General features: G+C 72.4%; 17 protein-coding genes. 9 read left to right on the top strand and 8 right to left on the bottom strand.

From position 1 onward, the window contains the following. Nucleotides 1-23: 23 nt before the first annotated feature. Both ACFWU9_RS06330 and ACFWU9_RS06335 read left to right on the top strand, forming a co-directional pair. Complete coding sequence (locus ACFWU9_RS06330; protein WP_329377723.1) at nt 24-218, top strand: hypothetical protein; 195 nt, start codon at nt 24-26, stop codon at nt 216-218. A gap of 97 nt (nt 219-315) precedes the next feature. After that, nucleotides 316-1,152, top strand: coding sequence for an SGNH/GDSL hydrolase family protein (locus ACFWU9_RS06335; protein WP_384315224.1), 837 nt, complete (start codon nt 316-318; stop codon nt 1,150-1,152). A gap of 100 nt (nt 1,153-1,252) precedes the next feature. Here the strand turns inward: ACFWU9_RS06335 and ACFWU9_RS06340 are convergent, their stop codons facing one another. Genes ACFWU9_RS06340 through ACFWU9_RS06365 form a run of 6 tightly spaced genes read right to left on the bottom strand, consistent with a single transcriptional unit; the run spans nt 1,253 to nt 16,995 of the window. After that, complete coding sequence (locus tag ACFWU9_RS06340) at nt 1,253-3,154, bottom strand: ABC transporter ATP-binding protein (protein WP_384315225.1); 1,902 nt, start codon at nt 3,152-3,154, stop codon at nt 1,253-1,255. 46 nt (nt 3,155-3,200) lie between these two features. Beyond that, complete coding sequence (locus ACFWU9_RS06345) at nt 3,201-4,385, bottom strand: glycosyltransferase (RefSeq protein ID WP_384315226.1); 1,185 nt, start codon at nt 4,383-4,385, stop codon at nt 3,201-3,203. Next, entirely contained in the window at nt 4,382-5,194 is an 813-nt protein-coding gene (locus ACFWU9_RS06350; RefSeq protein WP_384315227.1) for an alpha/beta fold hydrolase, read from the bottom strand. The genes ACFWU9_RS06345 and ACFWU9_RS06350 overlap by 4 nt, the downstream gene beginning before the upstream one ends. A gap of 4 nt (nt 5,195-5,198) precedes the next feature. After that, nucleotides 5,199-5,510: an acyl carrier protein gene (locus ACFWU9_RS06355; RefSeq protein WP_384315228.1), complete on the bottom strand. Its 312-nt coding sequence runs from the start codon at nt 5,508-5,510 to the stop codon at nt 5,199-5,201. Next, nucleotides 5,507-10,057 carry a beta-ketoacyl synthase N-terminal-like domain-containing protein gene (locus ACFWU9_RS06360; RefSeq protein ID WP_384315229.1) on the bottom strand — a complete coding sequence of 1,517 codons (4,551 nt, stop codon included), beginning with the start codon at nt 10,055-10,057 and terminating at the stop codon, nt 5,507-5,509. Before ACFWU9_RS06360 ends, ACFWU9_RS06355 begins: the two co-directional genes overlap by 4 nt. Further along, nucleotides 10,054-16,995: an SDR family NAD(P)-dependent oxidoreductase gene (locus ACFWU9_RS06365; RefSeq protein ID WP_384315230.1), complete on the bottom strand. Its 6,942-nt coding sequence runs from the start codon at nt 16,993-16,995 to the stop codon at nt 10,054-10,056. Before ACFWU9_RS06365 ends, ACFWU9_RS06360 begins: the two co-directional genes overlap by 4 nt. 573 nt (nt 16,996-17,568) lie before the next feature. On the opposite strand from ACFWU9_RS06365, the gene ACFWU9_RS06370 reads away from it, so the two are divergent. From ACFWU9_RS06370 to ACFWU9_RS06385, 4 genes are all read left to right on the top strand, one after another. Beyond that, entirely contained in the window at nt 17,569-18,108 is a 540-nt protein-coding gene (locus tag ACFWU9_RS06370; protein ID WP_384315231.1) for a methylated-DNA--[protein]-cysteine S-methyltransferase, read from the top strand. Between the two features lie 75 nt (nt 18,109-18,183). Then, complete coding sequence (locus tag ACFWU9_RS06375) at nt 18,184-18,747, top strand: RNA polymerase sigma factor (RefSeq protein WP_384315232.1); 564 nt, start codon at nt 18,184-18,186, stop codon at nt 18,745-18,747. Further along, nucleotides 18,744-19,370 carry a methylated-DNA--[protein]-cysteine S-methyltransferase gene (locus ACFWU9_RS06380; protein WP_384315233.1) on the top strand — a complete coding sequence of 209 codons (627 nt, stop codon included), beginning with the start codon at nt 18,744-18,746 and terminating at the stop codon, nt 19,368-19,370. The genes ACFWU9_RS06375 and ACFWU9_RS06380 overlap by 4 nt, the downstream gene beginning before the upstream one ends. Before the next feature lie 159 nt (nt 19,371-19,529). Then, nucleotides 19,530-20,222, top strand: a complete 693-nt coding sequence (locus tag ACFWU9_RS06385) for a S1 family peptidase (RefSeq protein WP_384315234.1) — start codon at nt 19,530-19,532, stop codon at nt 20,220-20,222. Between the two features lie 6 nt (nt 20,223-20,228). Here ACFWU9_RS06385 and ACFWU9_RS06390 read toward each other — a convergent pair whose 3' ends face one another. Next, the gene (locus ACFWU9_RS06390; protein WP_384315235.1) at nt 20,229-20,888 is read right to left on the bottom strand and encodes a TetR/AcrR family transcriptional regulator; all 660 of its coding nucleotides are present in this window, start codon (nt 20,886-20,888) and stop codon (nt 20,229-20,231) included. A 94-nt stretch (nt 20,889-20,982) separates the two neighbouring features. On the opposite strand from ACFWU9_RS06390, the gene ACFWU9_RS06395 reads away from it, so the two are divergent. Then, entirely contained in the window at nt 20,983-21,441 is a 459-nt protein-coding gene (locus ACFWU9_RS06395) for a nuclear transport factor 2 family protein (protein ID WP_384315236.1), read from the top strand. Between the two features lie 19 nt (nt 21,442-21,460). Here the strand turns inward: ACFWU9_RS06395 and ACFWU9_RS06400 are convergent, their stop codons facing one another. Then, nucleotides 21,461-22,045, bottom strand: a complete 585-nt coding sequence (locus tag ACFWU9_RS06400; RefSeq protein ID WP_384315237.1) for a putative glycolipid-binding domain-containing protein — start codon at nt 22,043-22,045, stop codon at nt 21,461-21,463. Nucleotides 22,046-22,158: 113 nt separating this feature from the next. Here ACFWU9_RS06400 and ACFWU9_RS06405 point away from each other — a divergent pair, with 113 nt between their 5' ends. Together ACFWU9_RS06405 and ACFWU9_RS06410 are read left to right on the top strand one after the other, a co-directional pair. Continuing rightward, nucleotides 22,159-22,635, top strand: coding sequence for a GNAT family N-acetyltransferase (locus ACFWU9_RS06405; RefSeq protein WP_384315238.1), 477 nt, complete (start codon nt 22,159-22,161; stop codon nt 22,633-22,635). A 105-nt stretch (nt 22,636-22,740) separates the two neighbouring features. Next, the gene (locus ACFWU9_RS06410) at nt 22,741-23,529 is read left to right on the top strand and encodes an SAM-dependent methyltransferase (RefSeq protein ID WP_384315239.1); all 789 of its coding nucleotides are present in this window, start codon (nt 22,741-22,743) and stop codon (nt 23,527-23,529) included. Nucleotides 23,530-23,533 lie beyond the last annotated feature (4 nt).

Here is a 23,533-nt window from a genome sequence, read left to right on the forward strand (position 1 = left end):
CGGCGCGGCGGAGGAGGTTGGCGATGGCCATTTCGATCTCACTGGTCCTACTACTGCTGGTACTCACCGTGCTCTTCGTCCGCAACAGCGGACTCAAGCTGGGGCACGCGATCATCTGCGTACTGCTGGGATTCTTCCTCGCGGGCACCAGTATGGCCCCGACCATCCAGGACGGCATCGACTCCACCGCGAACGTGGTGAGCAGCCTCCAGCCCTGACCGGCAACGGAAGTACGGGTACCTCTGAATTGCCATCAGATATTTTATGGCCCGCAGTACCGCGGGGCACCAAGTGATGCTATTTATATAGGAGTCCATGACCCCACTCATCGGAGAAATTTTCGTGCGCTCAAAAAGACCACTCGTCGCCGCACTTCTGGCAATGGTCGTCGCCGCAACCGTCGCCCCCACAGCGAACGCGGCACCGCAGGCGGACGGTAAGTACGTGGCCATCGGCGACTCCTACGCGGTCGCCCCCGGTACGCGTACCTACGACAACCCGGACGACCCGTGCCGGCGCGGTCCACTGACCTACCCCCGGCTCTGGGCCGCCCAGCATCCGTCCGTCGGTTTCGTCGAGGCCTCGTGCTCCGGCGCCACCACGGCCGATGTCGTCAGCACCCAGATACCGCAGCTGACCGCGGACACCACCCTGGTGACGGTGCAGGTCGGAGGCAACGACGTCGGTTTCGTCGACGTCCTGACCAACTGCATCCTCACCATCGACGACCAGGACTGTATCAACGGCGTCGAGCTCGCGAAGCAGGCCGCCACCGGTGCGCTGTCCCCGGCACTCGCCCAGACCTACGGCGCGGTGCGGGCCGCCGCGCCGTCGGCCGAGGTCGTCGTCGTGGGCTACCCGCGGCTCTACAAGATCGGCGGTTCCTGCGGGATCTTCGGTCTGAGCGACGCCGAGCGCTCGGCCATGAATTCCGCGGCCGACGTCCTGAACGACATCATGGCGAGCCGTGCCGCCGAGGCCGGATTCACCTTCCTCGACCCGCGTCCCGCATTTGACCCGCACGCCATCTGCTCGGGTGGCACGGAATGGGTCACGAGCCTGGAGTGGGACAAGATCAACGAGTCCTACCACCCGAATGTGGAAGGCCACAGGGACGGATATCTGGCCGCCCTGAATTCCATTACGGGCTGACCGGATCACCTGGGTCGGGAAAACTGAAGGACTGAAACACCGAACGGCCGAGAACGGGTGAGGGCATTTCGCGAACGAGCGGAATGCCCTCACCGCTTTCTCATGGGTTCACCGGCACCGGCTCCCCGGCCGGTCCGCCGACACCGGCGCCACTCGTGACGCCCCTGATGCCCGCGTCCGTGCCCTCGTCGCCGACCAGCATCTGGGAGGCGGCCAGTTCGCGGTACAGCACGTCGGACTCGACCAGCTCCCGGTGCGTCCCCGTGCCGCGTACCCGGCCGTGCTCCAGCACCACGATCTGGTCCGCGCCCGTCACCGTGGAGAGCCGGTGCGCGATCAGCAGGACGGTGCAGCGGCGCGCCGCCTGCTCGACCGCCTCGCGCAGCGCCCGCTCGTTGTTCGCGTCGAGCTGCGCCGTCGCCTCGTCGAGCAGCAGCACCTCGGGACCGCGGAGCAGAGCGCGCGCGATGGCGAGCCGCTGCCGCTCACCGCCCGACAGCGCCACGCCCCGGCTGCCGACCTCGGTCCGCAGACCGGCGGGCAGCCGCTCGATCAGCGAGTCGAGCCGGGTCAGCCGCAGGACCTCCGCGATCCGCTCGTCCGTCACGTCCGATGCCGCGTAGGTGAGGTTGTCCTCGATCGTGCCCGCCATGACGGGCGACTCCTGCTCGACGTAGGCGATCCGGCGCCGCACCTCGGCGCGGGGCAGGGTGGCGATGTCCGCACCGCCGATCAGGATCCGGCCGGCCACCGGCTCGTAGAACCGCTGGAGCAGGGCGAACATGGTCGTCTTTCCCGCACCCGAGAGCCCGACCAGCGCGCTCTGGGTGCCGCCGCGCACCGTGAAGGAGACTCCCCGCAGCGCGGGCGACCGGTCCGGGTAGGAGAAGTGGACGTCCCGGAACTCGACCGGCGGCGCGTCCTTCCCGTCCCAACGACCGCGGCCCGCACCGCCGCCCATCTCGGGTCCGTCGACGTCCTCCTCGATGGGCATCCGTCCGACCTGCTCGATACGGCCCACGGCGCCGAGCCCCTGCTGAAGCATCCCCAGCCCCGCGACCAGCGAGCCGATCGGGCTCGCCAGGTAGAACACGTACAACAGGAAGGCGATCAGCGCCGACGCATCGAGGCTTCCCGAGGCGACCAGCGCGCCGCCCACCCCGAGCACGGCGAGGAACGCGGCCTGGATGGAGACGCCGGACAGCACCTTCACCATCGCCACGTACCGCGCGCCGACCAGGCCCGCGCGGTAGGCCCCGTCGACAGCCTCGTCGGCGCGGGCGGTCTCCCGGCCCTCGGCGCCGTTGGCCTTCACCGTCCTGGCCGCGCCCAGCGCCCGGTCGAGCGCCGCGCCGACGGAGCCGATCGACTCCTGCGAGCGGGCGACCGCCTCCCGGATGCGGGGCAGGATGAGCACCATCACCAGCGTCACCCCGAGCAGCACCGCCACGGTCACCCCGAGCAGTCCCAGATGCACCAGCCCCATCAGGACAACGGCCCCCAGGATGCTGAGCACACCGTTGGCGACCATCACCAGGCCCTCGGTCGCCGCGTTCTGCACGAGGGTGCTGTCGGACGTGACGCGGGAGATCAGATCCCCGGGCGCCCGGCGGTCGAGCTCCGGTACCCGCAGCCGGATCAGCCGGAACACCAGGTCCCGCCGGATCTGCCGTACCACCCGTTCCGACGTGCGCTGCTGCCACCACGACTGGAGTCCGGTGAGCACCGCCCCGAGGACGACCAGGGACGCCAGGAGCAGTACGGGTCCCATGACCCCGGTGCCGTCGCCGAGCCCGTCCAGCACATGCCGCGCCACCAGCGGCTGTACGAGACCGGCCCCGCTCGCCGCCAGGAGGAGCAGCAGCGAGGCGGACAGGACGAGACGGTGGGGCCGGGCGTAACCGAGCAGGACGCGCAGCGGAGCAGTACCTGACGGGTCGTCAACAGCCGTGCCGGGCGGTGGCTCGGCGGGCGAGTCGGGGAGAGCGTAAGCCGAAGTCATGGGGGGTCCCGGGGTAGCGGTCGGGGAGAGGCCGGCGGGGCGGAAGTCAGCCGGACGCGGGGACGGGGGCATGCCGCGCCGCGATCCGTTCGAGATGGTCGGCCGCGGCGGACCGGCCGCCCGCCGCGCGGAGCGACCGGCCGATGGACTCGGCGGCGGCGCGGTGGCCGCCCGAGTCGTCCAGCACGGTCGCGATCGCCGCGCCGAGCCGGGCGGCGTCCACGCGTCGGAAACGGACCCGCACACCCGCGCCGGCGTCGACCACCTGCCCCGCGACGATGGGCTGATCGTCGCGGATCGGCGCGAGCACCAGCGGCAGTCCGTGCCACAGCGACTCGCACACGGTGTTGTGGCCGGCGTGGCAGACGACGGCGTCGGCCCGTACCAGCAGGTCGAGTTGGGGCACATGCGGGCGCACGATCACATCGGGCGGTACGGCTCCGAGGGTCCGGCCCGGATCGACCACGACCCCCTGCACCCGGTCGCCCAGCGCGTCGAGCGCGGCCACCGCCTCGGTGAGGAAGCGGCCTCCGGCGTCCGCGTTGGCCGTGCCCAGCGAGACGAGAACGAGGCGGCGGCCCGGATCCAGACGCTCCCACGGAAAGTCCGCACCCCCGGCGCGCGGCGCCAGCGCCGGGCCGACCAGATGGACGTTCCCGCCCGGCAGCGGCCGGTCGCCCACCAGCTCCCGCCCCGTGAACGCGATCACGCCGTGCGGTGAGAAGCGTGGATCGCCCTCGGCGGACGGATCACCGATCCGCGACCGCAGGGCGCCGAGCAGCTCCGCCAGCCAGGCGCCCACCTTCGGCAACTCCGCGAGCGGGTCGACGAGTTCGGCCGACGTACTCGCGGACGTGACATGGACGACCCCGCGCCGCTCCGCGACCAGCGCGCCCGCGACGGCGTGCTGATCGGTGAAGACGGCGTCGGGACGGAACGCCTCGACCGCCGCGTCGACGCCCGGCGCCATCAGATCGGCGAGCGGGACGAAGAACCGCTCCCACAGATGCTGGAAGGCGGCCGGCCCGGCGAGGCCGGGCGGTCGGCTCAGCCCCTCGTCGGGCATGGCGCACTCGAACACATGGGCCCTGGGGCCCGCGAGCCCCCGGATCTGGTCGCCGTAGCCGGCCCACGCCACCTCATGGCCCCGGCCGAGGAGTTCGTCGGCGACGGCGGCCAGCGGATTGGTGTGACCGACCAGTGGGGGGACGACGAGCAGAAACCGAGTCACCGCACCGCCTCGGCCAAGTTGTGCTCCCACACCCAGCGCAGGATCAGGTCCTGTGTCTCCTCGGTGCGCTCGACCAGCACCGAGTGGCCCTGCTCCGCGAGGACCACGGTGCGGCACGAGACCAACTTGGCCTCAAGACCGGGCACTTGGGCGCTCAGCCCCGACTCGTCGCCGAAGATCGCGAACAGCGGGCAGCCGTCGAGCGCGTCCAGGCTGTCGTCGATCACCCGGCCGGCCGGGACGTCCTCCGCCAGGGTGGTCGTCGCCAGGATGCGGCTCGCCCCCCGGGAGAGCCGGGCGGTGTGCGCGCCGTGGGTCGCCGAGATCCAGCCGATGACCTCCTCGCGGGCGAGCTGGTTCTTGGCGTCCGCGAGCCCGTCGGCCATGTGCCGGGTCCACTCCGCCACCGGAGGCTCGGACTCGATCATGGTGACGGTGGCGACCCGGTCGGGGTGCCAGGCGGCGAACGCGGTGGCGATCGTGCCCCCGAAGGAGTTGCCGACCACATGGACCCGGCGGGTCTCGCCGAGCGCGTCGAGCACACCGACGAGATCCCCGACGAACGATTCGAGCCGGTACCCCGTGGCCGGGCGGTCACTGCGGCCGTGACCCCGCAGGTCGTACATGATCACGTCGATGCCCGCGGCGGCGAACGCCGGGCCGAGCGTGAAGTAGTAGCTGGCCAGGCTGTCCGTGAGCAGGCCGTGCACGAACACCACGACCGGCGGTTCGCCCCCGTCGGTCGGCGGGTTCGCCGCGGGCAGCCGCTGGACATGGGTCGTGATCTCCCCGGTGCGTATCTTCGCCATCGGATCAGACCTGCCCGGCGGTGCGCAGGGAGGCGGCGACATAGTCGACCAGCTCACCGACCGTGAGCGCGATGATCTCGTGGAGTTCGAGATCGGCGATGAACAGCGCGAGATTGACCCGGTCGCCGTAGTGCTCGCGCAGCGAACCGGCCAGCGTCACCAGATCGATGCTCTCCAGTTCGAGATCGTCGTGGAAGGTGGTCTCCCGGGTGATCTCGGCGTCGTCCGGACCGTCCTCCTCCAGCATGGTCCGCAGCATCGCGATGATGTCCCGCTCCACGGCCGCCGCCACGGTCGCCTCGATTTCGGTGGTCATTCCGAATCTCCTGTCTGATCTTTCTCGTCGTCGTTCTCGGTCGTCGTCCAGGCGACGACGTACTGCCGCTCCGGCAGCCCCGGCGGAGCGGCTGTCTCTTCCAGGCGCACCTCGTAGCGCCGTCCCCCCGTCACCACGCGGACACGGTTCTCGTCGGCGGCCACCACGCGGTACTCCGCCGGACGGCCACGCAGCCCCGTGCCGCGCGCCTTCGCGACGGCTTCCTTGGCGGTCCAGAAGCGGGTGAACCAGAGCGCCCCGCTGCCCGGCGACCGCGCCACCAGCGCGTCGAGCAGGGCGAGTTCGGCCCGGTCGCAGGCGGTCTCGACCGTGGCACGAGGCCGGTCGGTGACCTCCTCGATGTCGATGCCGCAGCTCCCGCGCGCCGCGACCGCCACCCCCGTCTCGCGGCGGTGCGCCACCGAGACCGTCAGCCCGTTCACCGTGCGCCCGTGCACCCCCTCGACCAGCGGACGCCCCGACTCGTCGTTGCGTACGGCGATCTCGGCCGGATAGATCTCCCCCGCGCCCTCCCGCCAGAGCAGCCGGCGCACCGCGTCCTTGGCCGCGATCCGTCCCAGCAGCCACTGGCGCCTGCGCACCGGCGGCAGTTCGTCGTAACGCGCCCGCTCGGTGGAGCCGAGCATGTTGCGCATGATCAGCTCGCGGGTCGCGAGATCGGGCCAGCGTTCATGGACGATCGACCAGCCCCCGGGGCGCGCGGTCGACAGGGTGTTCCGGCCCGGGAAGCGGTCCACCGTACGGATGTTGGGGTCGGTGTCGAAGCGCCGGTCCTGCCAGCCGGTGAACTCCGCCCACACGCGGCCGTCCCGGCCGATCAGCTGCATGTCGGCCGTGAGTGCGAGGTCGGTGACCTCGGTGATACGGATCAGACAGGTCAGCCGCTCGCCCGGCGGCGGATGCGGACCGTGGAAGCGGATGCGCTCCATACGGACCGGGAACACGGTGGTCCGCTCGGTGAGCGTCGCCATGATCCAGTACCCGAGCAACTGGCCGACGTTGTCCAGCAGGGCGCCCGGCGCCCCGGGGTTGGTCAGGACCCCGCGTACCCAGCGGTCGCCGATGGCCGTCAGCTCGCCGACGCCCTGGAACCGCGGACCGTGGAACATCCACCGCTCGTCGTAGAGCTGCTCGGCCCGCAGCCCGGGGACCCGTTCGGCGGCGGTGTCGACCGGCCACGGAGCCGGGGGCGCGGGATGGGCGGCGGCGAGTTCCACCACCGCGCGCGAGTAGCCGGTGAGGCTCACCTCGACCCGGTCGGGCCCCAACTGCCGTACCTCCACCGGCACATCGACGGCGGGGATCGCCTCGATCCACTTCAGCAGGCGTACGTCGTGGACCGCGACCGCCCGGGTGCCGGGCACGGATCGCTCGGCGATCTCCATGAGATGGCCGATGACGGTGGTGGCCGGGACGATCGGCCAGCGGTCCGCGTCGTCGGGCCAGCCGGGGCGCTGCCGGAAGAAGCAGTGGTCGAGGAGGTACGGCATCTCCGCGACATCGACACGCAGCGCGGCGGGAACGGCGGGAACGGAAGGCTCCGGCGGCGGGACCGGCCGGGCCGCCTGCGCCGCCACCGGCACCGGCGCCCGCTGCGCGGCCCGCGCCCCGATCAGCTCGTCCGCGACGGCCGCCGTGTCGTTGATCAGCGCCGACAGCTCGGCGGCGACCGGGAACCCGGCCCCGCTCCGCCCGAGCGCGGCCAGCCGGTCGAGAGCGTTGCCCCCGCCGACGGGCAGCCCGGCCGGAGGCTGACCGATGCTGTCGGCCAGGAGCTTCCGCGCCTGTTCGGGCAGGGACACCAGCGCGCCGCCGAGATCGAGCCGTACGCCGCGCCGCGCGCGTCCGGCATCCGACGGAGGGACGGAGACGGCCGTGACGGACGCCGGTCCCAGCAAGGGGCCGGCGTCCGGTGCCCCGCCCTCCACCCACAGCGCGGTGACGACCCGGCGCAGCTGCGCCAGGCTGTCCCGCGCCGACGAGTGCGCCGACACGACCAGCCGGTCCCTGCCCGCCAGGGTGTCGTCGACGAGCGAACCGAGCTGACCGGCGCCGAGCTGGACGAACGCGCGGTGCCCCGCGTCGTGCATCGCGGTGATCAGCTGCCGGAAACGCACCGGTTCGAGCAGATGCCGGACGAACAACTCCCGTACCGCCGCCGGGTCCTGGGGATAGCGCGCGGCGGTCGTCGCCGACCAGACCGGCGTCGACTGGGTGTGCAGTGTGTACGTCTCGGCGGCGCGTCTGATCGGATCGAGGTACGGGGCGAGCATCGGCGTGTGGAAGCCGGAGCGGAACGGCAGTACCTGCCCGATCACGCCCTCCAATCGGAAACGGTGGACGAGTTCGCCGACGGCCTCCTCCGGGCCGCAGATCATCGACTGGTTCGGCGCGTTGTCGTGGGACAGCACGACATCGACGCGGCCCGCCAGTTCGGCGAGCACCCGGTCTGCGGGCATCCCCAGCACGGCGAAGGCCGCGCCGGGCACCCGCAGCGCGTCCGGGTCGAAGCCGGCGAGAAAACTGTCGACCTCGGCGGCGGCGTGAATCCCGCCGCAGGCCATGGCCGTCCACTCGCCGACGCTGTGCCCGGCGACCGCGTCCGGCACCACGGACAGCCTGCGCAGCGCCGTGTCGAGCAGCCGTCCGAGCTGGAAGACGGCCGCGCCGTGCCGGCCCACGTCGCCGACCCTGGCGTCCTGGCCCGGCGACCAGGTCAGCCCGAACCGCTCGGCCAGCGAGTCCGCCCGCGCGTCGAACTCGGCCTCCAGACCGGGGAAGACGAACACGGTCCTGCCACCGCCCGGTCCGAGAAGCGGACGGGGGCTGAACCACACATCGCTGCGCCCCCGCCAGGCCGTGCCCTTCGCGACCGCCTTGCGGGCCAGCTTCAGCCGGCGCGCCGTCGGGTCGACGATGCCCAGCCGCACCGAACCGCCGGCGGGCGCGCGCTCGTCGAGACCGGCGGCCAGCACCGCGCGGTCGTCGGCGTCCAGCAGCGCGGCGAGCGCCGCCCGATCGGGTGCGGCGAGCCGGAGCACCCGTTCCGGCTCCGTGACGGTCGCCCTCGCCTTCGCCGTCCCTCGCGCCGTACGCCCCGTCGGGACCGAGCCCGGTGTCGCCTGCTCCAGCACGACATGCGCGTTGATGCCACCGAACCCGAAGGCGTTGACACCCGCCCGCCTCGGCGTGCCCGTCGCGGGGCTCTCCCACGGCAGGGCCCGCGCGAGCGGGGTGAACCGGGTCGCCTCCAGGGCCGGATGCGGCTCCTCGCAGTGCAGCGTGGGCGGCAGCACCCCGTGGTGGAGCGCGAGCGCCGCCTTGATCAGCCCCGCGATACCGGCCGCCGGCATCGTATGGCCGATCATCGACTTCACCGACCCGATCGCCGCGCGCGACCCGACGGCCGGGCCGAACACCTCGGCGAGCGTGGTCAGTTCGGCACGGTCACCGGCCGGGGTCGCCGTACCGTGCGCCTCCAGCAGACCGATCGCGTCGGCCGCGCGCGGGTCGAGACCCGCCGCGTCCCACGCCTGCCGTACGGCACGGACCTGCCCGCCCGGATCGGGGTTGAAGAGACTGGCCGAGCGCCCGTCGCTGGCCACACCGGTGCCGGAGACCACCGCGTACACCCGGTCGCCGTCGCGCTCCGCGTCCGCCAGCCGCTTCAGCACCACGATGCCGGTGCCCTCACCGATGAGCACACCGTCCGCGTCACGGTGCAGCGGACGGATCCGCTCACTCGGCGACAGCGCGCCGAGCTGGCTGAACACACTCCACAGCGTGATGTCGTGGCAGTGGTGCACCCCGCCGGCGAGCATCACGTCGCAGCGCCCGCTCGCCAGTTCGCGTACGGCGTGGTCGACCGCCACCAGCGACGAGGCGCACGCGGCGTCCACGGTGTACGCGGGACCACGCAGGTCCAGCCGGTTGGCGACCCTGGACGCGGCCAGGTTCGGCACCAGACCGATCGCCGACTCCGGCTGCTCGGGACCGAGTTGACCGGCGAACGCGGAGCGGACCTCCTCCAGCCGGTCCTCTCCCAGCTCGGGCGCCAGCTCGCGCAGCGTGCGCACCAACTGGTTCGCCGTACGCACCCGTTGGTCCAGCCTGACCAGACCCGGGGTCAGATAGCCGCCCCTGCCGAGCACGATCCCGGCCCGCTGCCGGTCGTCGGGCAGCACCGGCTCACCACCGGCGTCGGTGATCGACCGGTGCGCCACCTCCAGCGCGATCAGCTGGTCCGGCTCCGTACCCGCCACCGAGGTCGGCATGATGCCGAACCGCGTCACGTCGAACTCGGCGCCCGTGTCGACGAAGCCGCCCCGCCGGCAGTACACCCGGTCGCTGCGCGGGGGCCCGCCGGGCGCGTAGAACTCCTCGTCCCAGCGGCCCGCGGGCACCTGGGTGATCGAGTCGACGCCGCCCACGATGTTCCGCCAGTAGCTCTCCAGCGTGTCGGCGCCCGGGAAATACACGGCCATGCCGACGACGGCGACCGGCGTGCCGGAGTCCACCGAGGTCACCAGCCCGACGCGGTATAGACGGCCGCGTGCACCCGGGGCGCGCCCCAGGCCAGCTCACGCAGCAGGCTCAGCGGCCCCTCCTCGGGGTCGATGAGCTTGATCCCCCGGGCGGCGTACGAGCGCATCAGCGCCGGGGTGACCATGCCGCCGTTGGTCTCGGCGGCGGCCCAGGGACCCCAGTGCACGGTCAGCCCCCGTCGCTCGTCGGTCGACCAGCGGCGGCCCAGCTCCTCCAGCGCGTCGTTGGCGGCCGCGTAGTCCGACTGGCCGCGGTTGCCCAGCGCGGCGGCGATGCTGCCGAACAGCACGGCGAACCGGGGGCCGCGCGGCAGCACGTCCACCGCGTCGAGCACCGCGCGGGCGCCGTCGACCTTGGTGGAGAACACCCGGCCGAAGGAGTCCGCCGACTTCTCGGCCAGCAGCTTGTCCTCGATGACCCCCGCCGCGTACACGAGGCCGTCGAGCCTGCCGTGCTCGGAGTAGATGTCCTTCACGGTCGCCCGGACGGCCTCCGTGTCCAGCACGTCCACACAGTGGTAGCGCACCTCGCTGCCGAGCGCCCGCAGCGCCTCGACCGTGGCCCGTACCTCCCGCTCGGCGAGCACCGCCGAGACCAGCCGCTCCACCTCACCGGGCGAGGTCAGCCCGGTGGCCAGGAAGGCGGCCCGCAGCCCCTCGCGGTCGGTCGCACCGACGGTGGCCGGGTCCTCCGTCGCGGCAGGAACCGGTGTCCTGCCCATGAGTTCGATACGGCACCGGCTCGCCGACGCGATCGTCCGGGCGAAGCGCGCGGTGATGCCGCGCGCGCCGCCGACCAGCAGGACGACCGACTCATGGTCGAGACCGGCCGCCTCCGCCTCCGCCTGTCCCTCGCCCGCGGGTCCGGCCCCGGTGGCGCCGAGCGCGCCGAGACCGGTCGGGGTCAGCCGCAGCGCGTGCCGCTTCCCGCCGTGGTGGAGGACCACCGACTCCCGTTCGGTGGAGGCGAGTTCGGTGGCGAGAGCGTCCGCCACAGTGTCGGTGGCCGCGTCCGGCGCGACCTCGACGAGGGTCGCCTTCATGTCGGGGTACTCGCGCGCGACGCTGCGGAAGAAGCCGCGCAGACCGCTGGCCGTGCCCTCGGTCCTGCGCTCGACGGCGACGACCGTGCCGGGCGCGCCCGCGAGTGCCGCCTGGAACAGGGGCAGGGCCTCGGGGAGCGGCGGGCGGTCCGCGTCCAGCGTGTCGAGGAAGACGACGGCGTCCGCGGTGCCCATCGGCGGCTCGCCCGCCGGTACGAGCGTGGGCGACGCGCCGGCGGCGCGCAGCCGCTCGGCCAGGACCGGCGCCAACTCGCCGCCGCCGAGCAGCAGTACGGCGGCGCCGGCGGCGACGGTACCGGTCACATCGGGGAGCACCTCCTCGATGAACTCCAGGCGCTGCGGAGCCAGGATCTCCGCCTCCGCCGGGGACTCGGCACCGGTCTCCGCCGTCCGGGCGGTCCCGGTACCCCCGGCGGCGCCGGTGTCAGGCGCGTCCGACTCCCCGGGGCCCGTGAGCCGTTCGACGAGGAGGCCGGTGATCCCGGCGGCGGTGCGCGCCGTGCTCAGACCGTCCAGCTCGCCGCTCGCGTCCAGGGGCAGGCCGAGGCGTACGGCGAGTTCGCCGGCTATCTCGGCGCGCTTGATCGAGTCGACACTCAGGTCGGCCTCCAGATCGAGCTCTGGCTCGATCATCTCGACCGGGTAGCCGGTGCGGTCCGCGACGACGGCCAGAACGGCGCTGAGCACCGACTCCGGATCCGTCGGGGAGGGGGCGGCCCCGGCCTCCGCGACGGCCGCGGGCTCGGTCCGGGCGGGCGCCGGAGCGGGGGAGCCCGCCGCCGCGGTGGGGGACACGGCGGCGGGCAGTGTGAGGACCGACGGTGCGGTCGGTGCGGCGACGGCGGCCGGCTGCCAGGCGACGGGGGCCGGCGCCTGACCCGCGGCCACCGCCCCCGGGCCGCCGAGATAGGTCATCAGGACGTCGCGCTGGGCCGCGACCAGATCGCGGCTGGTGCGCAGGAATTCGGCGACGAGCGCGTCCGGTGCGCTGTGGGGGGAGTGGGGGGACTGGTTCTGCACGATCAGCTCCGTAACGGGTCGAGCGGGGCGCAGGGCGTGGGGGGGAATGGTTCCGTCGGCGAGCCGGACGAGCTGGCCGTCCACGGTCCAGCCGGGGCTCCGCCCGGCGTCCGCGGTCTCCGGGTCGACGGCGTCCCGGCCCTGGAACAGCCGCCCGGTGCGGACATCGGCCCCGTCGACGGCGAGCTGGGCCAGGGCGGTGAGGAAGCCGCGCAGCGCGCCGGCCCGGCCGCCGTCGAGTGGAATCGTCCGGTGGGGCCGGTCCCCGAGAACGGCCGAGACCAGCCGGCTGAGCACACGGCCGGGCCCGACCTCGGCGAAGACGCGGGCACCGGCGGCGTACATGGACTCGATCTGCTCCGCGAACCTGACCGGCGAGCCGATCTGGGCGGCGAGACCCTCCCGTATGCCGACGGGATCCGTCGGATACGGCTCGGCCGTGCGGTTGGCCCACACGTCGAACGCGGGCGGGTACACGGCCAGTCCGTCGAGCCGATCCGCGAAGTCCTCACCCGCCCCGGCCAGCAGCGGACTGTGGAAGGCGCAGGCCACCTGGAGCGGTTTGACGGAGTGACCCGCGTCCCGCAGACGCGCGACCGCCGCCCCGACCTGCTCGGTCGGGCCCGAAATCACCGTCTGCTCGGGGGAGTTGCGGTTCGCGGCGACGACCTCCCCGTCGAGGCCGGCCAGCCGCAGAACCTCCTCCACCTGCTCGGGCGACGCGGTGACGGCGGCCATCGTGCCCGGGTCGCCGCCCTCCTCCGTACGGGCCAGGATCGCCTGCGCGCGCTCCGCGCTGGCGGTGATGACGTCCTGCGGGGAGAGCGACCCGGCCACCCCGAGCGCGACCAGTTCGCCGTAGCTGTGGCCCCCCGCCATGTCCGGGCGCACGCCGACGGAGAGGAGCAGATCGGCCGCGGCGAGCTCGACGATGCCGAGCGCGGGCTGTGCGACGGCCGTGTCGGTGATACGGGCCAACTGCCCGGCCCTGCCCTGTTCGCCGAAGGCGGCCGGCGGATGGAGGAAGTCGGCCCAGCGCGCGCCGAGCTGGAGATACCGCTGCAACTCGGGGAAGGCGACGAAGAGTTCGGCGAGCATGCCCGGGCGCTGGCTGCCCTGTCCCGGGAAGAGGAACGCCAGTTTGCCGTCGGTGCCGGCGGCCCCGTCGGCGGTGTGGATCCCCGCCTCGGGCGCGTGCTCGCCCTCGGCGGCGCGCCGCAGCAGCTCGGGCAGTTCGGCGAGGCTCTCCACCACCACGGCGATCCGCACCCGCTCACCGCGGACCGCCGCCCGGTCGGCGCGGCGTGCGGCGCTACGCGCGTAGTCGCGCAGCTTCCACCTGCCCCCCTCGCGCAAGAGGTCCTCAAGGGCCCGTACCGACCGCCTGGCCGCCTCGGCGTCCTGGCCCCGGAAGGTGAAGAGCTCGGCGGGCCAGGTGTCGAGGGAGTGCGCGGGTGGCGCCTGCGTGTACGCGCGTAGAACAACGTGGAAGTTGGTGCCGCCGAATCCGAAGGCGCTCACTCCCGCGACCCGCTGCGCCGGCTCCACCGCCCACGGCGTTGCCGCCGTGTGGAAGACGAACGGGCTGCTCTCCTCCCGCCAGGCCGAGTTGGGCTCCTTCAGATGCAGGGTCGGCGGCTTCACCCCGTGGTACAGCGCCAGCGTGACCTTGATCAGACCGGCCAGGCCCGCCGCGCACTTGGTGTGCCCAATCTGCGACTTGACGGAGCCGACCGCGCAACTGGCCACCTCCGCACCGGCGTCGGTGAACACCTCGGTGAGCGTGGCGAGTTCGGTACGGTCCCCGACCACGGTCCCGGTGCCGTGCGCCTCCACGAGTCCCACCTCGGCCGGCGACACACCGGCGTTGCGGTAGGCCCGGGTCAGGGCGGCGTGCTGTCCCTCCGGGCGGGGCGCGGTCAGACCGAGCGCGCGCCCGTCACTGGCGCTGCCCACTCCGTCGATCACCGCGTACACCCGGTCGCCGTCCCGCTCCGCGTCCGCGAGGCGCTTGAGGACCACACAGGCCACGCCCTCGCCGAGGGCGATGCCGTCGGCGGCGGCGTCGAAGGTGGCCGAGCGGCCGGTGGGGGAGAGCGCGTGGACGGAGGAGAACAGCAGATAGTCGTTGATGCCGTTGTGCAGGTCGGCCCCGCCGCACAGCACCATGTCGCTGGTGCCCGCGACCAGTTCCTTGCACGCGACGTCCACGGCGGTGAGCGAGGAGGCGCACGCCGCGTCGACGGTGTAGTTGGCGCCGCCGAGGTCGAGCCGGTTGGCGACCCGGCCGGCGATGACGTTGGCCAGCATCCCCGGGAACGAGTCCTCGGTGAGCCGGGGCAACTGCTCGTCGAGCGCGGGCGGGATCGTGCCGATGTAGCCGGGCAGGACCGTACGCAGCGTCGTCGCGTTCGACAGGTCGCTGCCCGCCTCGGCGCCGAACACCACCGACGTGCGGGCGTGGTCGGTGCCCTTTGCGTCGTACCCCGCGTCGGCGAGGGCGCGGCGCGCCGCCTCCAGCGCGAGCAGCTGCACGGGTTCCACGGCGGCGAGCGAAGCCGGAGGGATGCCGTAGCGCAGCGGGTCGAACGGGATCTCGGGCAGGAAGCCGCCCCAGCGCGAGGGGGTGTGTTCGCCGTCGCCGTCGGGGGCGTAGTAGCGCTCCTGGTCCCAGCGCTGGGCGGGGACCTCGGTGACACAGTCCTTGCCCGCGAGGACGTTGGCCCAGAAGTCCGCCAGGTCGGGCGCGCCCGGGAACATCCCGGCCATCCCGACCACGGCGACCCGCAGCGGCTCGGGGGCCGGCCGCTCCGGCGCCGCGCCGATGCCCAGCGGGTCGCGCACCTCGCTCGCCCTGGCGCGCAGCCAGCCGACGGCGCCCTCGCTCACCGCGTCGTGCAGGGCGGCGACGGTGGTCACGGCCTCCCGGAGCACCACGACCTCACCGGCCATGAACATGCCCTCGTCGGCCTGGCGGGTCTCGTCCACGGCGAGCAGTTCGTCGCCGACGCGCTCGATGCCCTTGCTGGCGAGCCGCAGCCGGCCGACGTTGAACCGTTCGAGCCGCTCCCAGATCTCGCGGTCGGGTACGCCCCGCTCGCGCAGCTCGTCCTTCAGGGCGGCGAAGTCCGCGCCGATGGCGCTGCGCGCACAGCGGGTGGCGTGGCCCGGCGCCGTCTCCAGCAGATCGGTCCGCTCCGCGTCAAGGATCCGGCGCTGGAAGAGCGGCTGGATGGCGCCGCCCCCGACCGCCTCCTCCGTGAACAGATAGGCGGTGCCCATCAGTACGCCGAACGCGACGCCCGCGCGGGTCAGCGGGGCGGCCAGCGCGGCGGCCATCGCGGCCGACCGCTCGTCGTGGATGCCACCGGCGAAGAGGACGGTCAGCTCGGCCGCGGCCCGGTCGCCCGCCTCGTCGCCCGTGGCACGGGCCTCGGCGAGGAAGTCGAGCAGCACCTCGGTCTGGGCCTCCCAGAGCGGGAAGCTGTTGCGCGGCCCGACGTGGCCACCGCACTCTGCGCCCTCGAAGATGAACCGGCGCGCGCCCGCCGCCAGGAACTGGCGCAGCAGTCCCGGCGAGGGCACATGCAGGAAGGTCGTGATGCCCTCCGCCTCCAGCGCGGCGGCCTGGGCCGGCCTGCCGCCCGCGATGATCGCGTGCGTGGGCCGCAACTCCCGTACGACTTCGAGCTGGGCGGCCTTGATGTCCTCGTCGGCGAAGCCGAGCACGCCCACACCCCATTTGGCGTCGCCGAGAGCGTCGCGGGTGCGTTCGAGCATCGAGCGGGTCCGGTCGGCGTTCGCGAGGGCGAGCGCGAGGAACGGCAGGCCTCCTTCGGCGGCCACCGCCGCGGCGAACGCGGGCTCGTCGCTCACGCGTGTCATCGGCCCCTGGGCGACGGGCAGCCGGGTGCCGAGCGCCCGGGCGCCGGCCGAACCGGCGGCCAGTGCGGAGGCGGGCGCGTCGTCGGCGAACGCGGCGGCCATCGCGGCCCCGACGCCGCGGACGGCCTCGGCGACGGTGCTCCACCGCTCGGCGAACGAGGCGGCCAGGAAGGCGTCCTGGCCGAGCGGGACGAACTGGGCACGGAGATCGTCCGAACCGATCCTGGTGGTGAACTCGTCCTGCCCGGAGGGGAGTTCGGGGGCGCCGGGGCCACGGCGGCGGAGCACCCGTACCCCGTGGTGCAGCACCGTCTCCGACCCGTCGAGCCCGGCCAGCACCCCGGTGAGCTCGGTCGGCAGCCCCGCCTCGTCGAACAGGGCGAGCTGGGTGTCGAGCACGACACCCGCCGCGCCTCCCGCGACGGCCGCGGCGGCGGCGTGGGGGCCGATACCGCCGCAGGCCCAGGCGGGCAGGGACAGGGAGGGTTCGGCGAGCACCTGCTGGAGCAGGACGAACGTGCTCAGCTCGCCCGCGCGTCCACCGCTCTCCGAGCCGCGCACGATCAGCCCGGCGGCGCCGGCCTCGGCCGCGCCCAACGCCTCGGCGAGGCAGGTGACTTCGACCAGGACGCGGCGGCCGGCGAACTCGGCGGGCGACCGCGACGGGTCGGCGAGCAGCACCGTGTCCACGAGTTCGGGCAGCTCACCGTCGGTCGCGGTACAGCCCGCGGGTATCCGGACACCGAAGGGCGCGGACGACCAGCGGCAGGTGCGGTCGAGCAGATCGGCCACTTCCCGGGGGTCACCGGTGGGCAGTTCCAGCACACCGACCGCGCCGGCGGCGGCAGCGGAGGCGGTCAGGCGTGGGGACGGTCGTTGGAGCGGATTGAGCACGATGACCGAATGCGGCAGGGAAAAATCGTTGGACCAAGCAGGTCCCGGAGTCCGCATGAACTCTCCAGGTGCGGGGGGCAGTTGTGGGGATTCGCAGTTAAGTGGCCGCGCTTCCCCAGAGTCAACCGATCACAGAGAGTGGTCGTGCCGATTTGTCGAACGTATGTACGTCTTTGGCGTCCGGCGGATTCGGGCGGACCGGAGATCGGGGGGCGTTTTTCATCTGCGTCATCCGTGGATCATGTCGTTGATATCGACATGACACGCGCGTGGAACGTTCGGGGTCCGGGCGCCCCGGAAGCTGTGCGCCAGATCACAATAACTTTTTCGATGGATGTCCGGTTCCGGCCTTATGGCTACGGAGCGTGAATATGGTCCCGCCAACCCGCCTGTTGACCTTCATGGAGAAGTCTCGCCAGTTCAGAGGCGTGAAAAGGGTGCCCGTCGACCTTCCGGAAACCTTCTTTCGCGGCGTTCCAACGCTCAATGTCCACGAAGAGTCGAAAGTTTGGCAACGGAGCGCAGCCGGGAATTTCCGGACGGACCACCGCGAAGCGGCGACCTCACATTCCGCCGGGCCCGCGCGTCTACCCAGTGAAAGAGGATGTCGCACGAGAGGGAGGCCGGGCCATGTACGACACCGGAACGGAGCCGCGTACGGAGACCCGTCACGCGGTCGTCGAGACATCCCTCGGCGGTCTCACCGTCGTGGCGTCGGGTGACGCGATCACCGGCCTGTACTTCCCGCACCACTGGTACCTGCCGTCCGAGGAGAGCCTCGGCCGTCGCGTCGAGGTCCAGGACGACGCCCTGCTCACCCGGGCCGCGACCCAGCTCGGTGAGTATCTCGACGGTGGGCGCACCGAGTTCGACCTGCCGACGCGGACGAACGGGGACGCCTTCCAGGAGCGGGTCTGGGCGATGCTCCGGGAGATCCCGTTCGGCGCGACGACGACCTACGGCGAACTGGCCGAGCGGCTGGGGAACAAGGCACTCGCGCAGTCCGTCGGCCAGGCGGTCGGCCACAACCCGATCTCCATCATCGTGGCCTGCCACCGCGTGGTCGGCAGCAACGGGAAGCTCACCGGCTTCGCCGGCGGCCTCAAGCGCAAGCAGCGGCTCCTGGAGATCGAGGAGCCGGACGCGGTGAAGGAGGCCAGGCTCTTCTGAGCCAGGGTCCACGCGTGTCCACGCGTGTCCCCGCGTGGGGCCGTACACGGCTCGGACGTCTACAGAATGATGGACATGAAGAAGCCTTTCGAGCGGGTGGTCGAGGAGCACGCGGCCACCGTCCTGCGCGTGTGCCGGGCGGTGGTCGGTGTCCACGACGCCGACGACGCCTGGTCGGAGACGTTCCTCGCGGCGATGCGCGCCTACCCGGACCTGCCGGACGATGCCAACGTGGAGGCGTGGCTGGTGACCATCGCCCACCGCAAGGCCATCGACATCACCCGCGCGGGACAGCGCCGCGCCGTCCCCGTCGCGGAGCTGCCCGAGCGGCCCTCGGCGCTCGGACTGCCCGGCGAGAGCGACCGCGATCTCTGGGGGGCCGTCAAGGCGCTCCCCGAGAAACAGCGGCAGGCGGTGGCGTACCACCACGTCGCCGGACTGCCCTATCGCGAGGTCGCCGAGATCGTCGGCGGCACCCCCGAGGCGGCGCGCCGCGCCGCGTCGGACGGCATCAAGGCACTGAGAACCAGACTCGCGGACCCCGATCCGGACCCTGGGCCGAAACCAACGCCCGAACCTGAGCCGGACCCCGACCCCGACCCCGCCCCGGATCCCGTCCTGAAAGGAGCACGACCATGAAGGACCCCACCGCCGCCCAGGACCTCCACACCCTCCTCGACCGCGCCGACGACACCGCCGACGCCGAGACCCTCGCCCGGCTGCACACCAGGCTGGAGGACGCGGCCACGCGCGACGGCCTGCTGGACGTCGCGTACACCGTCGTCGACAGCCCCGTCGGCCCCCTCCTGCTCGCCGCCACGGAGAAGGGCCTCGTCCGCGTGGCCTTCACCAACCAGGACCACGACAAGGTCCTGGAGGGCCTCGCGGCCACGCTGAGCCCCCGGGTGCTGCGCGCCCCCAAGCGGCTCGACGGCGCGGCCCGTGAACTCGACCAGTACTTCAGCGGGGAGCGCAGGACGTTCGATCTGCCCCTGGACCTCTCGCTCTCCCACGGATTCCGGCAGCTGGTGCAGCGTCACCTCCCGGAGATCTCCTACGGCCGGACGCTGAGCTACGGAGAGGTCGCCCGGCTCGTCGGCAATCCGAAGGCGGTCCGCGCCGTCGGTACGGCCTGCGCGACCAACCCGCTCCCCGTCGTCGTCCCCTGCCACCGTGTGCTGCGGGCCGACGGAACGCTCGGCGGTTACGCGGGCGGGCCCGCTGCCAAGTCCGTACTCCTCGACCTGGAATCGGCGGCCTGATCGCGGCCGAATGGCCTCTTTAGGACTGACGCGACCCTCCCCGCGACACCACAATGGCAGGCCCATGACATGTCATGACCGGGATAACGGGGAGGGCACATGAGTCCGTACCGCACCGAGAGACCTTCGCGCAGACTGTTCCGCTCAGCCGCTTCGGCCGTGGCGGCACTGACCCTGCTGCTGGGCTGGTTCACCGCCACCGGATCGACGGCGTACGCGCAGGAGTCGGCCGCTCCGGCCGCCACCGCCCCAACTCCCGCCGACGGCAGGGCGGTCGAGATCCGCGGCGGTTCCACTCTCTACAGCGGCATCGGCACCCGCTGCACCGTGGGGTTCAACGCCCGGAGCGGCAGCACCCACTACGGTCTGATGGACGGCCGCTGCGTGGCGGGCGCCACCAACTGGTACGCCGACGCCGCCAGGAGCGTCCTCGTCGGCGTCACCGCCGGAGCGGGCTTCCCGTCCCCGGACAACGCGGTCATCCGCTACACGAATACGTCGGTGGTCTACCCCGGAGAGGTCACACTCGGCCCCGGCGGCGCGCAGGACATCACCCGTGCCGCGCGCCCGGTGATCGGCCAGTCCCTCTGCCACGCGGGCCCCGTGACCGGAGTCCGCTGTGGAACGGTCACGGCCGTGAACGTCTCGGTGCACTACCCCGAAGGCACGATCAACGGACTGTTCAGCTCCAACATCTGCTCCGACCGCGGCGAGGTGGGCGCCCCCGCGTTCTCCGGAACCACCGCCCTGGGCATCATCATCGCCAGCAGCGGAAACTGCTCCTCGGGCGGCGTCACCTACTACCAGCCGGTCGTGGACCTGCTGGCCAGGTACGGCCTTTCCCTCTACTGACGGCTCTCAACTCCCCGGGAGGTGGCCGGTATCGGCCGCCTCCCGGCGCGCGTCCGGACCGGATCCGGCCATGGTCCTCCCGGGCGGGCCCGGTGCCGCCCGCAGCAGGATCTCCGCGCCCCGCCGGGCCTCCTGGGCGGGCCCGGTGTCCTTCCGCAACTGCGCGGCGACGACCGCGCCCTCCACCAGGAGATAGACGGCGTCCGCCACGACGGCCGGATACCCCGCCTCGCGCACCGTGCCGGTCACCAACTCCCGGAACGCGTCCTTGTGCCGGTGCACCTCCGCCGTGACGGCGGCGTTGGCCGGCCCCAGTTCGCCGTAGGCGTTCATCCACGCGCAGCCCCGGAAGTCCGGCTCGCCGAACCAGTCGTACAGCCAGTCGAACAGCGCGTACACCCGCTGCTCCGGGCCGTCCGCGCCGGCGACGTACCCCGCGAGCGTGCCCATCATCCGGTCGTGGCGCCGCCGCAGGAACGCGCGGACCACCTCGTCCTTGCGGGAGTAGAGCTGGTAGATGCGCTTGAGCGGGACGCCGGACACCGTACGGAGGCGGTCCATGCCGACAGCCTGGATACCGTGCGCGTAGAACACCCGCTCGGCGGCGTCGAGCAACCGCTCCCGGACCTCCCGGAGCGGATCGTCTGAGTTGGGGACGGGGGACACGAAACCTCACTGGGGCGCGGCGCGTTGACGTAGAGAACGATCGTTTTCTAGACTACCAGCGAGTCAGAGAATGACCGTTCTCAGGAGATGGCCCATGACCGTCCGCCCGCCCGTACCGCCTTTCGACCGCGCCGCCGCACTGAAGAAGGTGCAGGCCGCCGAGGACGCCTGGAACACCCGGGACCCGGAGCGTGTCGCGGGCGCGTACACCGTCGACTCCGTCTGGCGCAACCGCGACACGTTCGTCACCGGCCGCCCCGCGATCGTCGAGTTCCTGACCGACAAGTGGTCGCGCGAGCTCGACTACGCGCTGCGCAAGAACCTCTGGGCCTTCGAGGGCGACCGCATCGCGGTGCGGTTCCAGTACGAGTGCCGCGACAGCGGCGGCCAGTGGTGGCGCAGCTACGGGAACGAGCTGTGGGAGTTCGACGAGAACGGGCTGATGCGCCGCCGCGAGGCCAGCATCAACGACCTGCGGATCGAGGAGGGCGAGCGGCGCGTCTTCGGTACGCGGCCGGAGAGCGAGCACGGCGTGGAGTTCCCGCTCCGATGACGCGCGGCGCGGTGCGGAGCTACGCGGCGCGGGTCGCGATCCCCGGGTACGAGAGCACGAGACCGGCCTCGTCGTAGACCAGCCGGCAGCGGAAGTCGAAGGCGGCGGCCGAGTAGTCGTAGCACTGCCGAGCCCCCTCGTCGTCGACGCGCCGGTAGTCCTGCTCCAGCCGGTCGACGGCGAGGCCGAGCGCGCGTACGTACGCGGCCGGGGCCTCTGCCGCCTCCCCGACGGCCAGTCGGAAACGGTGCACGGGAAGGGTGTTGGTCATCGCCGAGGACTCCAGATCGACGTCCAGACACCCGTCGAGATACGGTGCCGCCGCTCCGTCCACCTGCCAGTGGCCCATGCCGTCGGCCTGGAGCACGGTCGAGCGGGTCCCTTCGTCGGACCGCCCGGTGACGACGGCCCGGCGGGTCACCCAGTCGGCGTCCAGCGTGATGTCGTAGTCCACCGTCCAGGTCCGGCCGTCCTCGACGGCCGTGGTGCACCCGACGAGGTGATGCCCGTCGCCCGAGGGTCGGAAGTACACGACCTCGAAGCCCCGGCGCGCGTGCTCGTGCGCCCAGGTGGCGGTCGCGGGAAGCGGTAGGAAGGTGCTCACTCCCGTACGGTTTCACGCCCCGCCCGCGAGGGTGGGACGAACGCGCTCATCACCGTGCGTCGACGAAGACGGCGTCGCGCCTCGCCCGGGCTCTCGGATGCCAGAATGGTCCGATGATCGTAAGACTCGCGCGAGCCGAAGACCTGTCCGGCTTCCTCGGGCTGGCCGCCCAGGTCGAGCACTGGTTCGGCCCCATGGTCGACGATCCCGGCTTCACCGCGGCGGTCGTCGAGCACATCCGCGCCGGGAAGGCCCTTGTCGCGGTCGACCCGGAGGGACCCGGGGAGCCGGCGCCGCTCGGCGGGCTGTTGTTCGGCGCGGACGCGCCTGCCTTCCACGTCCACTGGCTCGTCGTCTCCGAGCGGGCGCGCGGGCGGGGCGTCGGCGGTGCGTTGATGGCCGACGCGATGAAGCGGTTCGTCACGGGCCCCGGCACCGTCGAGGTGGTCACCTTCGGCGCCGACCATCCCGGAGCCGTCGTCAGCGGCGCCCGGATCTTCTACGAGCGGCTGGGCTTCAGCCCCGCCGAGGCGACCGACCCCGGCCCGGAGGGCGGCTCGCGACAGGTCTACCGACTGTCCGTCAGCTGATCGCCCACGACCCCGAACATGCCTGCCCTTCAGGTGAGTTGGGCTCACCGTGGGCGGGAGTCGCCCGGTCGTCGGAGGTCTCCCACCGGTGACATAATCCCGCGCATGACATCAGGCACCCCCAAGCCCCAGATCGACACCAGCAAACCCCACCCCGCCCGCGTGTACGACTACTTCCTGGGCGGCAAGGACAACTACCCGGTCGACCGGGAGCTGGCGGAGAAACTGGCCAAGGGTGCGCAGCGCGGGGCGCAGATCAACCGGGAGTTCATGCAGCGCGCGGTGGCATGGGCCGCCAGGAGCGGTGTCGAGCAGTTCCTCGACATCGGCACCGGGATACCGACCGAGCCGAACCTGCACCAGATCGTGCAGAAGACCGTCCCGGCCGCACGGATCGTGTACGCGGACAACGACCCGATCGTTCTCCGGCACGCCGAGGCCCTGCTGGTGAGCACGCCCCAAGGAACCACCAAGTACGTCCACACCGACCTGCGCCGGCCGCTGGAGATCCTCGAACACGCCCGCCTTTCCCTGGACTTCGACCGGCCGGTCGCCCTGTCCCTCGTCGCGGTGCTGCACTTCATCGGGGACGAGGACGATCCGTACGGCATCACCCGGACCCTCGTCGACGCCCTGCCGTCGGGCAGCCTTCTGATCATCTCGCACGGCACCGCGGACTTCCTGGACCCCGAGCAGGCCAAGAAGATCACCGGCACCTACCGGTCCGGCGGCATCAATCTGCGGCCCCGGACACGGGCCGAGGTCGAGCGGTTCTTCGAGGGACTCGACCTGGTGGATCCCGGTCTGGTGCGGGCCCCCGAGTGGTACAAGGACACCCCCGCGCCGGCGAACGAGGAGAGCGGCTTCTACGTCGGAGCGGCGCGCGTACGGTAGACCG

The organism is Streptomyces sp. NPDC058653 (assembly GCF_042716895.1).
Taxonomy (GTDB): domain Bacteria; phylum Actinomycetota; class Actinomycetes; order Streptomycetales; family Streptomycetaceae; genus Streptomyces.

Bases quoted from the DNA above. Each gene is read 5' to 3' on its own strand.
- ACFWU9_RS06330 (WP_329377723.1), top strand. From the start codon at position 24: ATGGCCATTTCGATCTCACTGGTCCTACTACTGCTGGTACTCACCGTG.
- ACFWU9_RS06335 (WP_384315224.1), top strand. From the start codon at position 316: ATGACCCCACTCATCGGAGAAATTTTCGTGCGCTCAAAAAGACCACTC.
- ACFWU9_RS06340 (WP_384315225.1), bottom strand. From the start codon at position 3,154: ATGACTTCGGCTTACGCTCTCCCCGACTCGCCCGCCGAGCCACCGCCC.
- ACFWU9_RS06350 (WP_384315227.1), bottom strand. From the start codon at position 5,194: ATGGCGAAGATACGCACCGGGGAGATCACGACCCATGTCCAGCGGCTG.
- ACFWU9_RS06355 (WP_384315228.1), bottom strand. From the start codon at position 5,510: ATGACCACCGAAATCGAGGCGACCGTGGCGGCGGCCGTGGAGCGGGAC.
- ACFWU9_RS06365 (WP_384315230.1), bottom strand. From the start codon at position 16,995: ATGCGGACTCCGGGACCTGCTTGGTCCAACGATTTTTCCCTGCCGCAT.
- ACFWU9_RS06370 (WP_384315231.1), top strand. From the start codon at position 17,569: ATGTACGACACCGGAACGGAGCCGCGTACGGAGACCCGTCACGCGGTC.
- ACFWU9_RS06375 (WP_384315232.1), top strand. From the start codon at position 18,184: ATGAAGAAGCCTTTCGAGCGGGTGGTCGAGGAGCACGCGGCCACCGTC.
- ACFWU9_RS06380 (WP_384315233.1), top strand. From the start codon at position 18,744: ATGAAGGACCCCACCGCCGCCCAGGACCTCCACACCCTCCTCGACCGC.
- ACFWU9_RS06395 (WP_384315236.1), top strand. From the start codon at position 20,983: ATGACCGTCCGCCCGCCCGTACCGCCTTTCGACCGCGCCGCCGCACTG.
- ACFWU9_RS06405 (WP_384315238.1), top strand. From the start codon at position 22,159: ATGATCGTAAGACTCGCGCGAGCCGAAGACCTGTCCGGCTTCCTCGGG.
- ACFWU9_RS06410 (WP_384315239.1), top strand. From the start codon at position 22,741: ATGACATCAGGCACCCCCAAGCCCCAGATCGACACCAGCAAACCCCAC.